Here is a 15,616-nt window from a genome sequence, read left to right as displayed (position 1 = left end):
CTAGCCTGTTCGCGATGGGAACTCCCGGTATCCATTCACGCCAGTCGTTGAGTTGGGGACTGGCTTAAGGAGAAGCTCCGGTTTGTCCTGGATACCGGGGGATCTTGGGATGGATGGTCACAGTGCGAACGGGTGTCCGACCCTCCGGGAGTTCAGTCGTGAGGAGCCGTCGGCTGCTCTGAATGAGCTGCGCGCAGTGGCTGCGGAGCGAGATGCCGTGATCGCCATGTTGCCGGGTAAAGTCGAGCAGCTAGACTAAAGCGGAGTGCTGGGATGAACTTCACCATTTCTCAATGGTCCGGCCGCGTGGGCCAAACGCGCCAAGAACGCCGAAGACGCGCTCGCTCCCGCCGCGCGGTCCGCGCCATTCCGCCGTCTCGGTCCTGCCGCAGTCCGCGGCCGCCGAACCTTTCTGTGGGGGCACGGTGAGCCACATGTGATCTTGAGAGGCTCGTGTGCTCCACCGGTCGAGCGAGATGGCGTAAGGCATGGCGGTGCGCGTCGACGGGCCGGGGACGACCATGCCCCTGCGAGCGTCGATCACGCGATCGGTGGTGGGAACCAGACCATCCACCTGGACGATCACTCGTCCCGAGCGCCAACAGTTACCAACAGCTCAGCTTCGCCCCAGATCGCAGGCGAAACATCGTCACACCCGAGTTGGCCCGCAACGGCCGCTCAATTCCTGGCTGATCACCATTAGGATCTTACTAGCCCAAGTCCATCCCGCCGATGACTGCAGCCGCGTCGCTGAGTGAGCTGTCGGGGCCGAACTCGCTGACGTCCATCGTGGCCTGCTGCCCCGCCGGGGCCCTCAACACGCCTCGAACCATCACGCGGGTCCTGTCTCCATGACACCGCACGGCCAGTTGGTAGGACTCCTCGTCCAGATTGAACCAAACGCTTCGCCGGCGTCGGTCCACTACGGTCTCCATGCCCACCCGACCGCCAAGAGCCTCTTCGTCGGCGCTGTGATGAAGGTCTGTGATCAGGCCGAAGAGCAGGTGCTCACGTTCCCGCCTGAAGGTCTTGAGCTGCTCAGCGACGTACTCGACGGTGTCGCTCGATTCCTTGGGGAACACAACCTCCCGTGTGGCGCCTCGCGGTGGCGGCACGGTGGGGGACCAGTTGAATGTGATGTCGAGTTCGGAGACCGCATCTGTTGCCATGACCGCTCCTATGGCCTGACACAGCTCCCGCGACACCCCAACGCCCACGGCGTCCGCGACCTCTGACTTGGAAGGCAGGCGCTCTGTTCTGACCGTCATGTCTTCCAGGACCTGTAGTGCTCCGGAGAGGGTGCCAAGTACGCGCCTGTCGAACAGGCTTTCCTCTACGTCCATGTCGAGATGCTCTTGCTCGTTGGGGATGGGGGAGCTCGGCCGTGCACGACTGATCACGGGCAGAATGTAGGAACCTCGCCGAGTGTGGCCAAGGCGTACGTGACGGGCGTGGTCTCGTGCCTGCAGGGGGAGAGACCTGCCGAAGTGGCCTTGTCGTCGCAGCGTCGCGGCGGCTGCGGCGATCATGAGTTTGCGTGCGGACTGGAAGAGCTGGTACCCGGCCTGGAGAGGTATTGAGTCGTCGATCAACTCGGGATGCGCTGCCCGCAGATTGGTGACGTCGAAGAACACCAGCGAGATATCGGTTTGGATCTCCCTCGGATCCCGATCTTCCTGCGCTGCGAGATCATTTATAAGCAGACGTACCCGTTTGCCGTAGTCGCTTGCCCCCTCGATGAGGGGGAGCAGAATGGATGAGTCTTCGTGGTGGGGGTGCGCCCAGAGTTGGGCGAGGCGCCCGCCCTGTGTGGGGCGCCATCCATGAAGCTGAAGATAGGTCGCTAGCTCGTCTGCCCCGACATGCGGCTCAAGAGCGGAGCTCACGCGGAATCACCTCCTGCCGTCCCGAGAATGCGAGACAGGGCCACCTCGAACATAATTTCGATCGAGCTGGCGGTCAAGGATTGACAGCGAGGCAGCCGGATAGACGTCGTCGCCGAACTCGTCGGAGGAGGTTCATCCTGGAGCTTCGCCCAGTATGCGTGACATGACAGAAGCAGTCGTTCTGGCTCATGGAGAAGCCACTCATCAAGAATTGGTGGCACGACGACCAAAGCCATATAGCCGGGTGCCGACCTGTATGGATCGCGAAGCTTGTTGTAGGTGGGGACGTCGAGGTCGAAGACGTAGTCATCGCTCGTTGTTCGTGGCCGCTGGGTGCATTTGAGCTGCAGGTCTACCATCAGTCCGCCGGAGCGCAGGGTGACGTCGACACCGTCTTTGTCGACGTTCCACTCTCCGATCGTGTAGCCGCCCTGTGACGCCACGGCGAGCATATACGCCTTGCTGAATTGCTCTTTCTGCCAGCTCGCCGCGATTGACAATTGCGTCTCTCCCTTCCGGGGTGTTTCTCCCAGAGTGCAAAGTTCGTTACATAGGAACGAGCATCAACCACTAGATCAGCATGTGCGATGTCGGTACAGAGATCCAGTCGTTGCCGCGAAGTTGGCCAAGCAGGCGCGCAAGGCCTTAAGACCGGCGGTCGACTCGCTGCGCGGTCGTACCCTCGGCAGAGCCGCCATACGAGTGCCGAGCGCGAGGAGCCCGACATCGCCGAGTAGAGGAGGCCGCGCGGTACTCGCTGGCGCTGAAGACTTCGGGCGAAGGCATAGCCGATATCGGAGATCTTCATAGTCGCGAGTACGGGACGGAGCCCTACCACGTCGTCCAGGAGTCGTCGTTCAACATCTATGTCGCCAAGGGTAGCCATGCCCACATCGTCTTCACCCCTGTCTTCCAGGCCAAGCAGACGATCTCGATGTCCAGGCCGGTTTCTTCCTTCACCTCTCGAATCGCGGCTTGGGGAACAGATTCGGTCAGTTCCATGCCTCCGCCTGGGAGTGCCCACAGGCCGTGGTCGACTCTGTCCACCTTCGCCGCTTGGGCGCAGCCGATAGATGGGCGTCCCGAAGGCGTTCATGCGTAATGTACGGCCGCAGAAGCTCTACGGTTCCTGTGTCCATCGATGAGTGCTCAAAGCGCCGCTTGGACCGCGGAGGGAATATCTCGCCGACCTCAGGCCGATTCGCCCGTCGGTTGCTGCGTCACCTTGCGAAGGTTCGAGGTGGTCCCGGTGCCGTCGAGGCAGCAATGATCTCTCCGGAGGATCAGTCAAGCGTGAGTGCGACGCCGATGGCAAGAACCCCCAAGCGCTCCTTCTTAGGCGGGTAGATGGAGCGGATCACCTTCAGCAGCTCACTGCGGTCCTTGCCCAAGTCGCCGCCAATGGCGATCGGATCTTCCTGGTCCAGCAGCTCCTCAAACGACGCATACTCGGTCACGCCTGTGACTCGGGTCGAAAGCCGTTCGCCTTCAGAGACGAATGTGAGCCTCTGGCCGGGCCGGATCTTGCGCATGCTCTCGTAACCAACGCGAACCTCTACTGTCTTCACCCCTGAGGCGATCAGATCGAAGTACGGCTTACGGATGTTCAACTCCCGCTCCTCGGACATGGGCCCCTCCTATCGAATCGCGATCAAGAGCTCATGGAACTCCTCGGCTTGGCTCGTACCTGGGAACCTACGCGCGAGCGCGGCGTCCAGATCGTCTGCCCGTGCACGCACTGACGCAACTACCCGAGGTGAGTCCAAAGCCTGCGTCCCGAGAGTCAGGGCGTCGTCGACGGCTCCGAGGTTGGCGAGTGCGATCCCGAGATCCAGGCGGGCGATCGCCTCGCGGCTGGGAGAGCTCTTCGCGGCCGGACCCGACACGTGTGCGGCGACTGCCCGTTCTGCGTGCACCCGGGCCTGGTCGAATTCGCCGAGCCAGATGTAGGACGAGGCGGTGTAGGCCGTCATGGCGTACGTAGCCAGTCGTCCGGTGTCCAGTCCGCCAAGCCGGATCGGCGTACGACTGGGAAGCGCCTCCCACAACCGATCGGCGGTTTCCAGAGAGGCCTGGAAGGACGCCCGGTCACCGAGCCGCGCATGTCCGCGGGACGCCTGAGCCTGGAGCCGCACCGCCAGGGGATGGCTCATGGACACGCGGCTGATCCCGCGATGCGCTGCAGCGACCGCACGTGCGGGTCGGTCGGCGTGGAGAGCAATGGACGCCATCGCGTCCGCGGCCCAGCCGCACAGCTCATCGTGCCCGGCCTGATCGGCATGCTCGAAACAGTCCACGGCGTATGCCTCCGCAGCGAACGGATCACCCAGATCGTGCGCCAGCCATGCCAGGATCTCCGACAACCAACCAGCGCAGACGAAAAGCTCGTGCCCTTCGCGCAGCGTGTGGGGTCCAGCTAGGAAATCATCGACCTTCCGCCGGTACAGCCTGGCAACCCGGAACAGCTCGGCAGGAGGGCGCCGGGAGTAGGCGGCCACGATGTCCTCGACGGTTTGCTGGACGTGCTCCAAGGTTCGGCGCCCCACGGCGGAAGTGCTCGCTCGCCGGGTGAACTCCATAGCCTCATCTGCGGCTTCACCCAGAACCTGACCGAGGGTGGCCGCGAGACCGAGCCTGAGCGCGTCACGTCGTTTCGTGGGATCGTCCTCTTCCCTCGATCGAGTTAGTCCGCCTTCCTCCCCATTCTTTCCCGTTTCGTCGAACAATTCGCTCTCGTCAGCCATGAACGCACGGCAATACAGCAGTCGATATCGCTCGCTCAAGAGCGCGATGGAGCCCGACTCCCATCGGCGGATGGCGCGAACCAGGGACTCGTGATCAGGAAGACCGCCGCGATCGTCTCCAGCGGCCTCGCGAAGGCTCCTCGCCATGCGAGGAACATCCCAGGCTCTGGCCTTCCGCTCGCTCCTAATGCGCGCCGTCCAGCTCATGTTCATCACCTTGCGGACAAGAGCGGACACGTTGCGTGTCCGTCGCTGTCCCTGATTGTCGCCCTCCGAAGCCATCTGCGCAGGCCCTCTACTGGGATCAGATCGATTCCGCGCTAGGTAGGGGCGAAGGATGGATTACGAAGAGATCGCTCGAAGGCTCGCCGCCAAGCTGCCCTGCTGGACCGTCTGGTACGGCAGGCAAACAGGAAGGTTCTGGGCAATACCGAGAGTCTCTGCCCTGCGTTCCGTCCCGCACATCGAGGCGGAGAGCCCAGACGAATTGATGCTGCGCGCGTTGAAGATCGAGCGCACAAAGCGCCATGCTCCAACGCGGCCGGAGGGTCAGGGACCTGGGCGACACGCCCGCGGAAGGCGGGGTCGAAGGGCGAGGGCTGCCGCATGACGCTTGAGACGGCGCTGGACCAGCTCAGGGACCACTTGGAGGCGTCCGGGATGCACACCGATGACCGCGATGTGTTCTGGGCGGCGTCGAAGGACCCCGTGCTCAGCCTCGCACCTGGACTCGTCGTGTGGATCACACTGCAGTACGGCTTTCGCTGGCCAGGCAAAGCGGCGAGATGGTGCAGCCATCCGCTCGACGATCCCGCCGAAGCTGCCCGCTTGATCATGAGCGATCTTCCATCGAGCACAAGAACGACGGGAGAGCCGACCGACGGCCTACCCGTGTAGAGCGGCGTGGCGAGGTGATGGAGGCGTGGACTCACCTCGTCGCGTCCAAGAAAGGTCGTATGGCACCCGGGTGTTGGAGGGCTCTCGGGCGGCCATGCGACCTTTCTGTCGTATGGCGAAATTTCCTGATGCACATATCGGTGCACTTCGGGAGATCTGCCAGAGAAGCCCTCTCTGAAGAAGTTGTCGCAGCTCAAAGCTGGTCAAGCGAAGTTAGGGAGCTCTAGCTTGACCGACACATGACCCGTTAAACGGCCCGACCTAATCTGGCTACTCCGAGCGTCGTTCCACTACCTCTCGGTGAAGGTGGCTGGTCAGTGAGGGCTATTCCGCTATGCCCCAAGAGCGTGTTGATCGCTCTGACGATCCTGAGCCTCGCTGGCTGCCAGGGCTCCGAGGCGAATGTTCAGGAGTCGTCGCGGCCGGCCTCTGGCGCTCCCACGAAGGGCGCACCGCCTCCTGATCAGGCCCCGATCGTGAGCTACCGGGATCTCTATCCCGCAGGGCAGTCCGCCGAGCGTGCCGAGCCGCGCCAGCGGAAGGAGATCCTCGGACAGTACGCCACTGATCCACTCCTCAGCCGAATGTCACGAGGCATAGCTGCGCTCAGAGTTACCGGCCGAGTCACCTGGGGCCTTCCGGTCATCCATCCCTACGATCTTCAAATCGAGGGTGATACGGCCACGCTTCATGACTGCCAGGACGCACGCAAGACGGGTCAGGCCGACGACAAGACGAGCGAGCGCCTCACCCACGGGACGGCGAACACCCACCTGAGGGCGACCCTGCGCAAGGGGGCAGATGGAGCCTGGCGCGTCGCCACTCTGGAGCAGTTGGAGGAGCCGTGCGTGGTCTCTTCCTGATTGCCGCGCTCCTTGTCAGCGCGCCAGCCGTACATGATCCGAACGGGGACGGCACCGAGGTCAGCGCACAGCCATGGGGTTACCTGATCACAGGGAAGAAGGGGCCTCGGCCAGGAGGCGGCACCTCTTCGACCGGGGCTGGAGGCGGGCAGGGGGTCACCTGCTCGTACACACCCTGGCACGTGAACGGTCAGCAGAACGGCGGCCTCGAGTTCGTCGACCCGGCGAGCAACCCCAACAGCAAGGCCAAGGGCGATGGTGCCTATTACTTGGTCGAGTGCACCGACGGTTACCGCGACGTGCTGTGGATCCCGGACGGGGAACTCGGCCCCACAATCACACCGGAGCAACTCGCTCGCCAGGCATACGCCCAGATTCCCATCGGAGATCCCAAGGTCTTCACGGCTCCGCCAAGGGGATCAAGCGGTCTCGTAGGTCTGCCGCATTGGTACTACCTCGCGAAGGGGGAGTGGACGGCCAAGTCGAAGCGGCTCCAGGTTGGAGACGTTTGGGCTGAGGCAACCGCGACCCCCACCAAGATGACCGTCAACCCCGGCACCGGAAAGACGATCACTTGTGGTGGCCCTGGAACGTTCTACAACCCCGCGAAGAAGGCCAGCCAGCAGCGCTCCAACTGTGCGGCTCTCTACGTCAAGCCCAACGCCGCATACCAAGCCACCGTGACCGTGATCTGGTCCGGCACCTGGGTCGGGTCCGGCGGCTCTGGCGGAACTCTGCCGTCGATCACTCGCAGCGTCACCTTCCCGGTCCTTGTCGCCGAAGCGCAAGCACTCGTCACGAAGGGATAGTCCATGCTTCAACGACTCGCGAAGCCCGCGCCGCAACCACCGCCCGCCCGACCGCTCCCGGGCAAACGGCGCCCGCTGATGCTGGCCGCGAGCGTTGCGGTGATCGCGCTGGGCGCGGTGGGTGCCTGGGAGGTGTACGGCGTGGCCACGCACCAGACCCCGGTTCTCGTGATGGCCAACGACATCCCACTCGGACAGGTCCTCCAGCAGCAGGATCTGCGAACCGTCGCCATGGGCATGGACCCATCCGTCCAGTCATTCACCGCCGGTCAGCGCTCGATGGTGATCGGCAAACGGGCCGCGGTCGATCTGCGAGCGGGAAGCCTGCTCGCCCCAAGCCAGATCACCGACTCCCTGGTGCCAGCGCCGGGCCAGGTCGTCGTCCCCGTAGCGGTCAGAGTCAGTCAGCTCCCCGCCCGAGGAATCCAGCCAGGAGATCGCGTCGTCGCCACCGTGGTGCTCACTGACGCCCAGGGCCAGCAGGCGAGGCCAGCGGATCACCCGGCCCAGGTAGATCGGGTTGGCCAGGCGGACGCTGACGGCCTGATGGTGGTGGACCTCCTCGTACCTGCGACGGATGGCACGTCTCTCGCCAGACAAGCCGCCTCAGGCAAGGTCGCGCTCGTCCTCCAGTCGAAGGCTGGGTGACATGCTGATCGCTCTCTGCTCGGGTGGGCACAGTCCAGGCGCGACAACGGCCGGGCTCGCGCTGACTCTCGCGTGGCCCAACGAGGTGCTCTTCGCCGAGTGTGATCCCGCTGGCGGAACCCTGCTTTCCGGCTACCTCGTCGGCCACCCCCGGGAACGCGGGCTCGCCGAATGGGCCGTCCAGCTCCGTCGCGGCGCCGACCCCGCAAAGTCCCTGAATGACCAGACATACGGCAACCTGCTGCCCGGCCTGGCTGAGCCGGCTCAGGCGGCCTCACTCCAGCCGCTATGGGCGACGATCACGGAGACCTTCGCGGCTCTGCCGTACACCGTCATCGTGGACCTCGGCCGGATCGGCGGCTCCGATACGCCGCTTCCGATGCTGATCCGCGCCGACCAGGTGCTGATGGTCGTCAGACCGACGCTGGTTCATCTGTCGGCCGCGGCGCCCAGGCTTCAGGAGCTCAAGAACCTCGGCAGGGAGCCGCAGATCCTGCTCACGGGGAAAGGCCCGTACACGCGCAAGGAAGTGGCCCGGACGCTCAGCGCTGAAGTCGTCGATCACCTGCCCCATGACTCCCGGGCCGCGAGCGTTCTTACGCACGGTGCCGGAAACGATCGCTACGTTCCCAGATCGCTCCTGGTCCGTGGGGCTCATCACCTCGCTCAGAACCTCTTGGCGCAAGCCGTCCGAGAGGAGGTCATGGCTCCGTGAACTACGACCAGAACGAGGCCAAGCGCGAGATCCTCCGCAAGGTCACCGAGTCGACCAAACGAGCCATGACGGTGTCCGAGGAAGCCACGCGCGCCTACACCCAATCCGTGATCGCGGACCACGTCCGGGAGTACGTGGACGCCCGCGCGCTGAACGGCCTGGACGTCCCCGACCTGGCCGGCGAACGCCTGCTCTGCAAGGCCATCTACGACGAGATCTTCCTGTACGGCACGCTCCAGCCCTTCATCGAGGACCCGACGGTCGAGAACATCGACGTCAACGGATACGACCAGGTCTGGATCACCTACAGCGACGGACGCAAGGAGAGCGGCCCACCGATCGCGGAGAGTAACGAGGAGCTCGTCGAGAAGATCCAGCGCTGGGCCGCCTATGACGGCCAGACCGCACGCGACTTCTCGATCGCCAACCCTCGCGTCCATCTGTCGGTCCGGGCACCCACCCGGATGCGCATGGCCGCGCTCATCGACGTGACCCCCTGGCCCAGCCTTTCCTTCCGGCTCCAGCACATGCTGGACGTGGACATGGACTGGATGGTGCAGAGCGGAACCATCGACAGGGGGCTACGGGACTTCCTCCTAGCCGCCGTCCGTGCCCGCAAGGACATCGTGATCACTGGCGGGATGGGCGACGGCAAGACCACCTTTGCCCGCGCGTTGTGCAGTGCGATCACCCCTGACGAACGCATCGCCACCGTCGAGAAGGAGTATGAGCTCTTTCTGCACGAGCAGCCGGAACGCCATCGCGACGTGCTCGCCATGGAGGCACGCGAGGGCAACAGCGAGGGCCTTGGCGCCGTCAGCGTAGGACAACTCATCCAGGACGGCCTGCGGTTCAACTGCCGAAGGATCATCGTCGGCGAAGTGCGTGGCGATGAGCTGATCTCCATGCTCGCCGCCATGAACACCGGCGGGAACGGCTCCATCTGCACGATGCACGCCGATTCTGCCGAGCAGGTGTTCCAACGCATGCTCATCCTGGCGGGCTCAGGTGGGCTGAACATGGCACCCGAAACGCTCTTCCGTACCATCGGGATGGCCGTCGACTTCGTGATCCACCTCGGCCACGACGTCAGCCACGATCTGGACGACCTGGTCAACCGCCGATACGTCCGCGAGGTATACGAGGTCCTGCCTCCGGGCGACTCCATCGAACCAGCCGTCAACCGCGTCTACATCCCCGGACCCGACGGCCGCGCCGTACCCAACACGATCCCGCAGTGCATGAATGACCTGATCTCAGCGGGGTTCGATCCGGATGCCTTCGTCCCACGAGCATGGATGGGAGGCCGTGTATGACTCAGTCGCTGGCCGCGCTCTCCGGCGTTCTTCTCGTCGCAGGCCCATTGCTTGCCGTCGCGGCATTTCGGCCGCCTGCCGTAAGGCCTGCCCGCCCTCAGCGTGCGTTGCCCAAGGTCGCGATGGTGCCCATCGCGATCGCCGTACTGACCTTCGCCGTCGTTTGGTGGTTGACCGGCTGGCCGGTCGCTGCACTCGGCGCCGCTGCCGCTGTCATTGCCCTGCCACGGATCCTCACGGGCAGGGACAACGCCCAGCGTGTCGCCCGGCTGGAAGCGCTTGAGTCCTGGACACGACACCTCGCCGACGCCCTCGGAGGCAGTGTTGGCATCGAGGAAGCGTTGCAGTCCAGCGCCAAGAACCCGCCTGCGCCGATCGCCACCGAGGTTCAGGCTCTCGCCCGCCGCCTGGCATTCCGTACCCCCACCGAGCAGGCACTGCGCGCCTTCGCTGACGATCTCGATGACCCGACCGGCGACATCATCGCCGCCGCGCTGATCCTCGCCTGCCACGCCCGTGCGAAGGGACTGCGCGAGGTTCTGCGGGGCCTCGCGCGGACGGTTGCCAAGGACGTCGCCGCCCGGCGAGAGATCGACGCTGAGCGAGCCAGTCACCGCACGACCGCTCGCTGGGTGATCGGCGCGCTCCTCGGATACACGCTTTTCGCCCTGGTCAACCGCGCGTACGTGGCTCCGTTCGGCACGCTCGGCGGCCAGGTGGTGCTTGGCGTAATCGTCCTGCTTTACGCGGGGACGTTCGCTTGGCTGCACCAGCTGGCTCGCCCGCCGAAGGGGCACAGATTCCTCAACACCACCAAGGGGCGCCCGTGATTGGCCTCGTACTTACATCGGGCGCGCTGCTTGGCCTTGGTCTCTTCCTCGCCGTTGCGGCCTTCTTCCCGGCTCCTCCGGCGTTGGCACCAGCACTGGAACGCCTGCGCCCCGGTGCGATCCGCACCGCACCGGGCGGTGACTGGAAGAGGCGAGTCTCGGTACGGCTGGCCTTCGGCACTCGGGTGCCTCGCACCGACCTTGCTCTGCTCGGTAAAGACAGCACCGACTACCTCGTGCAGAAGGGCATGGTCATTGCCCTGGCGCTGGCCGGGCCGTTCGTGATGTGGGGTTGGTGCACGCTGCTGGGGGTGACACTGCCCTGGATGGTCACCTGGGGAGCGTGCGCGGCCTTCGCTGGAGTGGTGTTCTTCGCGCCCAACGTGTCCGTCCGCCGGGAGGCCGCAGACGGCCGCGCCGCGTTCCTGCATGCCCTCATCGCCTACCTGGACCTGGTGGCCCTCGCTCGCGCCGCGGGATGTGGACCGGCTGAAGCTTTGGAGTCGGCCGCCAAAGTAGGTCACGGCTGGACCTTCGCCCGGCTGGCAGCGGCGCTCGACCCAGCTCGCCGTGGAGGTGGGAGTGCCTGGGATGAGCTGACGGCGCTCTCCAAAGAAATTGATGTCCCGGAGCTGGAAGAGCTGTCGGCCATCGCTGCCCATGCAGGCACCCGGGGAGCAAGCATCCTCGACACGCTCACCGCCAAGGCCCAGTCGCTGCGCGAGGTCGAGCTCTCCCGCCAGATCGCCAAGGCCAAGTCCCGCACCGAGACCATGACCGTTCCCATGGCCCTGTCCGCAATCGGGTTCCTGCTGCTGCTCGGGTACCCGGCGTTCGCCCGGATGACCGGAGGTTGATCATGCCCATCTACCGAGCCATGCTCGCGACCAGCGATTGGATGAGTAGACACATCCCGCTCTTCCGCTGGTGCGACGACCTGTCCCATCGGCGTGGTCAGGACCCGGAGCAGGGGGATCAGCTCATCGCGTGGGTGGTCATCGCCGCCGCGGTCTTCCTGCTCGCTGTGGCGGTCGTCGCGAAGATCACCGAGGTGGTCAACTCGAACCTGGACAAGATCGGCTCGTGAGGAACGACCGAGGTTCCGCACCGCTGGAAGCTGCGGTCGTCTACCCGGTCGCCCTGCTGCTGATCCTGCTTGTCGTGAACACCGCGCTCTACTTCCATGCCCGGAACATCGCGTTGTCCGCCGCTCAGGAAGGGCTTCGGGTGGGGAGGGCGCACGGATCAAGCACGGGTGCTGGGCAGGGGGCCGCGCAGCGGGTGATCAGCCAGGTTGGTTCGTCGTTCCTCCTGGGCCCGTCCGTCAGCGTCAGCCGTACAGGGGACACGTTCGAAGTCGAGGTCAGGGGAGAGGCGATCAGCCTGGTTCCTCTCCTCACGCTCAAAGTGGAGCAGGTGGCGCGAGCGCCGATCGAGAAATGGACCAGCGGATGAAGAATGATCGAGGCTCACTGGCGCTGGAGCTGGCGATCGTCTCGCCCGCGCTCATCGCCATGCTCATTTTCGCTATCGCGGTGGGTCGGGTTGCCATTGCTACAGGTTCCATCGAGGCAGCCGCAAGGGACGCGGCCCGGCAAGCGTCCATTGCCCGGGATCCGAGCACGGCGCGCTCGGCCGCCTTGTCGAGCGCTCAAGAGGCACTCGCTCAAGAGGGGCTGAACTGCTCGCCATCTGTGACGGTGGACACTCATGAGTTCGCCAAGCCGGTGGGGGTTCCGGCGATTGTCACCGCGACCGTCGAGTGCGAGGTGCTTTTGAGTGACCTCTCGTTGCCGGGAATTCCAGGTTCCAAGCGCCTGAGCAGCACCTTTTCCAGCCCACTTGATCCTTTCCGCGCCAGAAGCAGGTGAGGACGATGGATGACCGGGGGTCGGTGACGGGGTTCGTCATGGTGTTCGTACTCGCGCTGCTTCTCTGCGCAGGGCTGGTCATCGATGGCGGCGCGAAGCTCCAGGCGTATCGGGAGGCATACGCGGTGGCCGAGGAAGCCGCTCGCGCGGGCGCCGGGCAGGTGGACGTGGATCGGGTTTACGCCCAAGGCGGGCGGTTCGAGATCGACACGGCGAAGGCGCTCGCTGCTGCGCGGGCCTACCTCGGAACTTCTGGCCATCCGGGAAGCGCCGCCATGACCGGCGAGCGCACGATCGAGGTCACCGCGTCGGTCACCAAGAAGACGGTTCTGCTTTCACTGATCGGCGTGACGAGCGTGGAAGCGACAGCCCGCGCTTCGGCGCAGATGCTTCAAGGGGTCGATCAAGGACGATGATGACGACGTACGGCTTGCGCCACCCCTTCCTGAGTCGGGCCTTCGCGGCGTTGGTGCTGCTGGCGCTGACGGCGGGGATCCCTGCGGTGCTTCTGGCCTTCTTCTGGCCACTGCACCTGCCCAGGCTGGACGAGCTGGTCGCACCGGCTGAGCCACACGTGTTGAAGCCCCTCCTGCTTCTCGTTGTGTGGGCTTGCTGGGCAGTGTTCGCCTGGTCGGTCCTCGTGGAGCTGGTGACAGCCCTGCGGGCGAGCCGAAGCCGTGTGCGCACGCCCTTCCAGAGACTCGCTGCGCATCTCATCACCACGATCACGGTGGCGACCACGACTCCAGTCGCTGCGGCCAGGGGCGCCATCCCGGCGGCGACTGTGGCTGTCGTCCCCGCGACTCTCCCTGACCCGGTAGCGGTGGCAGAGCCCCAGATGGTGGAGGTGTCTGCCGCGTTCAAGACGTACCTCGTGAAGCCGCGTGACACGCTCTGGGACATCGCCGGCCGCCATCTCGGAGACTCGAACAGGTACGGGGAGATCGCTCAACTCAACGCGGGCCGTGCCATGCGCGATGGGCAGGTATTCAAGGACAGCGATTGGCTGTGCCCCGGTTGGGTATTGCGCATGCCCACGGACGCGACCGGCCTGGACGAGAAGCGCACGCTCACTGGACGAGTGCACACGGTAGAGGCGGGCGAGACGCTCTGGGAGATCGCTGATCGACACCTCGGAGAAGGCAAGCGGTCCAAGGAGATCTTCAAGCTGAACAGGGGGCGTGTTCAGCCCGACGGCCAGAGACTGGTTGACCCGGACGAGATCAGGCCAGGATGGCGGCTGATCCTTCCAGAGGGGGCCACAGCTTCAGCCACGCCGGATACTCCTCCGCCAGCGGAAGAATCGGCTGAGCCTCCGCAGACAGTCGAACTGCCTGATGGAAGCATCGTTGCCATCTCCTTCGCCGCGGGGATCGCGGTGGCCTTGGCATCAGCCCGCCTCTACATGCGCCGCCGTCGGCGGATCCCCTCTCCGGCGGAGCCTGTGGGATTCGCTCTGCCCGAGCCAGAAGAGCCCTCCGTACAAATGCTGGAGCAGGTGCACAGGCAAGCCGCACCGGAACCGTTGGACGACTACGAGGTGGTGAAGTCGTCGGTATCGACTCAGACCCCGGTTTCACTGCCGATCGGGGTCGGAGTGGCGCTGGAGTTGTCGGGGCTGAGCCTAGGGCTCACTGGCTCGGGCGCCGATGCCACGGCTAGGGCGGCGCTGGTCGAGCTGCTCACTCAGGCGGACCAGCAGCGCGTCCAGCTTCTCGTTCCTCGCGCAGACGCTGTCAGCCTGCTCGGCGGCGGTGTGTTGGACCGGCTAGATCATTTGCCAGGTCTGAAGCTGGTGCCGTCGCTGGATGCCGCGGTCGACCTACTCGAAGAACAGTTCATGGCCCGTCGGAGAATGCTTCGAGACAGCGACGCCGATGACATCCCGGAACTGCGAGATCAGGCGCCAGAACAGCCGTTGCCTGCGTTGATCCTGGTCGCGAGTCTGGACGAACGGGACCACTCCTATCTCGGGACGCTGATGGGATGGGCGCCCCAGTTTGGGATCGGAGCGCTTCTCCTCGGGGAGTGGGTGGCGGGCACCACGTGCTCGGTCGGCGCTGGATCTCGGGTGACAGAAGTAACCGGGCCACTGGCTCCTCAGCTCGTGGGTGCCTCAATGCTGAGGCTGAGGCCGGAGCTAGCCGAAGTACTCGTGCACAAACTCGCGTGCGCGAACGGCTACGTCGAGGAGCCGGATGAACGTGACGTCGACCCAGAGATGCCAGAGCCGAATCCAGACGAGCCTCGGGTACGGCTGGGCATCGTCGGGCCGCCCGTCGTCGAAGTCGACGGGCAGGAGATCGACCTGACACGCAAGACCAGAGCGATGGAGCTCTTCGTTCTCCTGGCCCTCCATCCGAAGGGGCTGGACCGTGAGGAGTGCTGCGCGCTCATGTGGCCGGACGTGGACGAGCCGCACGTCGGGCAGCGCTTCCATGCGGCCCTCAAGGAGCTCCGCTTGGTCCTGCGCACGGCCACTGGCATGGAGGACAAGGACGCTGCCTTTGTAGAGGTAAGCGGCAGGACGTATCGAATCGAAGCTCGTCACGTCAGCGTCGACTACTGGACCCTCCACCGAAGCCTCGCCGCCGCGAGGAGCTCGAGGAGCGTGGAAGAGCGGATGGTGGCCCTCGACAGCGTGGCCGCAATCTGCCGAGGGCCCCTCGCCAAGGGGCTCAAGTACGGCTGGATCGATCAGGATCACCGCTGGCCGCTCACCGTAGCCTGCGTCAAGGCTCTGCTCCAGCTCGGCGGAATCCACGATGCGGAGGGCCGGGCGGAACGAGCGCTTGAGGTCTTCGAGCAGGCCAGCGAGCTGGACCCGGACGCGGAGACGGCGGCGGCTGCGGCGATCCGCCTTCTCCTCAACCTGGGTCGTCGAGACGAGGCCAGGCTGCGAGCTCGGCAACTCGTGAGCAGCCTGAAGGCCATCGGAGCAGCTCCGCTGGAGGACACGCAGGCGGTCTTGGATCTGCTTCGCCAGAGCTTGGCTGTCCGGCTCTGACCGTCGCTGTCACCCTCCGCTGTCCATCTG

Annotated in this window: 18 protein-coding genes; 13 read left to right on the top strand and 5 right to left on the bottom strand. The window is 64.9% G+C overall.

What is annotated here, in order from left to right:
• Positions 1-710 precede the first annotated feature (710 nt).
• The 5 genes from ACIBG8_RS29035 to ACIBG8_RS29015 all read right to left on the bottom strand — a co-directional run bounded on the left by ACIBG8_RS29035 (position 711) and on the right by ACIBG8_RS29015 (position 4,837).
• The gene (locus ACIBG8_RS29035) at positions 711-1,886 is read right to left on the bottom strand and encodes a hypothetical protein (protein ID WP_397346107.1); all 1,176 of its coding nucleotides are present in this window, start codon (positions 1,884-1,886) and stop codon (positions 711-713) included.
• Complete coding sequence (locus ACIBG8_RS29030) at positions 1,883-2,386, bottom strand: DUF4365 domain-containing protein (RefSeq protein ID WP_397346106.1); 504 nt, start codon at positions 2,384-2,386, stop codon at positions 1,883-1,885. The genes ACIBG8_RS29035 and ACIBG8_RS29030 overlap by 4 nt, the downstream gene beginning before the upstream one ends.
• A gap of 364 nt (positions 2,387-2,750) precedes the next feature.
• On the bottom strand, positions 2,751-2,933 hold the full coding sequence (locus ACIBG8_RS29025) for an NUDIX domain-containing protein (protein ID WP_397346105.1): 183 nt from the start codon (positions 2,931-2,933) through the stop codon (positions 2,751-2,753).
• Between the two features lie 236 nt (positions 2,934-3,169).
• The gene (locus ACIBG8_RS29020) at positions 3,170-3,514 is read right to left on the bottom strand and encodes an ASCH domain-containing protein (RefSeq protein ID WP_397346104.1); all 345 of its coding nucleotides are present in this window, start codon (positions 3,512-3,514) and stop codon (positions 3,170-3,172) included.
• Between the two features lie 9 nt (positions 3,515-3,523).
• Positions 3,524-4,837: a hypothetical protein gene (locus ACIBG8_RS29015; RefSeq protein WP_397346103.1), complete on the bottom strand. Its 1,314-nt coding sequence runs from the start codon at positions 4,835-4,837 to the stop codon at positions 3,524-3,526.
• Between the two features lie 399 nt (positions 4,838-5,236).
• Here ACIBG8_RS29015 and ACIBG8_RS29010 point away from each other — a divergent pair, with 399 nt between their 5' ends.
• From ACIBG8_RS29010 to ACIBG8_RS28950, 13 genes are all read left to right on the top strand, one after another.
• A complete protein-coding gene (locus tag ACIBG8_RS29010) occupies positions 5,237-5,527 on the top strand; it encodes a hypothetical protein (RefSeq protein WP_397346102.1) in 291 nt (96 codons plus the stop codon).
• Between the two features lie 347 nt (positions 5,528-5,874).
• On the top strand, positions 5,875-6,390 hold the full coding sequence (locus ACIBG8_RS29005) for a hypothetical protein (protein WP_397346101.1): 516 nt from the start codon (positions 5,875-5,877) through the stop codon (positions 6,388-6,390).
• The gene (locus tag ACIBG8_RS29000; protein WP_397346100.1) at positions 6,372-7,199 is read left to right on the top strand and encodes a hypothetical protein; all 828 of its coding nucleotides are present in this window, start codon (positions 6,372-6,374) and stop codon (positions 7,197-7,199) included. Before ACIBG8_RS29005 ends, ACIBG8_RS29000 begins: the two co-directional genes overlap by 19 nt.
• 3 nt (positions 7,200-7,202) lie before the next feature.
• Positions 7,203-7,847: an SAF domain-containing protein gene (locus tag ACIBG8_RS28995; RefSeq protein ID WP_397346099.1), complete on the top strand. Its 645-nt coding sequence runs from the start codon at positions 7,203-7,205 to the stop codon at positions 7,845-7,847.
• A gap of 1 nt (position 7,848) precedes the next feature.
• Positions 7,849-8,562, top strand: a complete 714-nt coding sequence (locus tag ACIBG8_RS28990; RefSeq protein ID WP_397346098.1) for a MinD/ParA family protein — start codon at positions 7,849-7,851, stop codon at positions 8,560-8,562.
• Positions 8,559-9,878: a CpaF family protein gene (locus tag ACIBG8_RS28985; protein WP_397346097.1), complete on the top strand. Its 1,320-nt coding sequence runs from the start codon at positions 8,559-8,561 to the stop codon at positions 9,876-9,878. The genes ACIBG8_RS28990 and ACIBG8_RS28985 overlap by 4 nt, the downstream gene beginning before the upstream one ends.
• Positions 9,875-10,708 (top strand): type II secretion system F family protein, encoded by an 834-nt coding sequence (locus ACIBG8_RS28980; RefSeq protein ID WP_397346096.1) that lies wholly within the window; start codon positions 9,875-9,877, stop codon positions 10,706-10,708. Before ACIBG8_RS28985 ends, ACIBG8_RS28980 begins: the two co-directional genes overlap by 4 nt.
• A gap of 83 nt (positions 10,709-10,791) precedes the next feature.
• The gene (locus tag ACIBG8_RS28975; protein WP_397346095.1) at positions 10,792-11,565 is read left to right on the top strand and encodes a type II secretion system F family protein; all 774 of its coding nucleotides are present in this window, start codon (positions 10,792-10,794) and stop codon (positions 11,563-11,565) included.
• A gap of 41 nt (positions 11,566-11,606) precedes the next feature.
• Positions 11,607-11,795: a hypothetical protein gene (locus tag ACIBG8_RS28970; protein ID WP_397346094.1), complete on the top strand. Its 189-nt coding sequence runs from the start codon at positions 11,607-11,609 to the stop codon at positions 11,793-11,795.
• Positions 11,792-12,163, top strand: a complete 372-nt coding sequence (locus ACIBG8_RS28965; protein WP_397346093.1) for a TadE/TadG family type IV pilus assembly protein — start codon at positions 11,792-11,794, stop codon at positions 12,161-12,163. The genes ACIBG8_RS28970 and ACIBG8_RS28965 overlap by 4 nt, the downstream gene beginning before the upstream one ends.
• Positions 12,160-12,579: a TadE/TadG family type IV pilus assembly protein gene (locus ACIBG8_RS28960; RefSeq protein WP_397346092.1), complete on the top strand. Its 420-nt coding sequence runs from the start codon at positions 12,160-12,162 to the stop codon at positions 12,577-12,579. The genes ACIBG8_RS28965 and ACIBG8_RS28960 overlap by 4 nt, the downstream gene beginning before the upstream one ends.
• 5 nt (positions 12,580-12,584) lie before the next feature.
• Complete coding sequence (locus tag ACIBG8_RS28955) at positions 12,585-12,995, top strand: pilus assembly protein TadG-related protein (RefSeq protein WP_397346091.1); 411 nt, start codon at positions 12,585-12,587, stop codon at positions 12,993-12,995.
• Positions 12,992-15,586: a LysM peptidoglycan-binding domain-containing protein gene (locus ACIBG8_RS28950; protein WP_397346090.1), complete on the top strand. Its 2,595-nt coding sequence runs from the start codon at positions 12,992-12,994 to the stop codon at positions 15,584-15,586. Before ACIBG8_RS28955 ends, ACIBG8_RS28950 begins: the two co-directional genes overlap by 4 nt.
• Positions 15,587-15,616 lie beyond the last annotated feature (30 nt).

It is taken from the genome of Nonomuraea sp. NPDC050556 (assembly GCF_044457355.1).
GTDB lineage: Bacteria > Actinomycetota > Actinomycetes > Streptosporangiales > Streptosporangiaceae > Nonomuraea.
The sequence above is the reverse complement of the archived record's forward strand: the minus strand, read 5'-3'. Positions and strand labels throughout refer to the sequence as shown.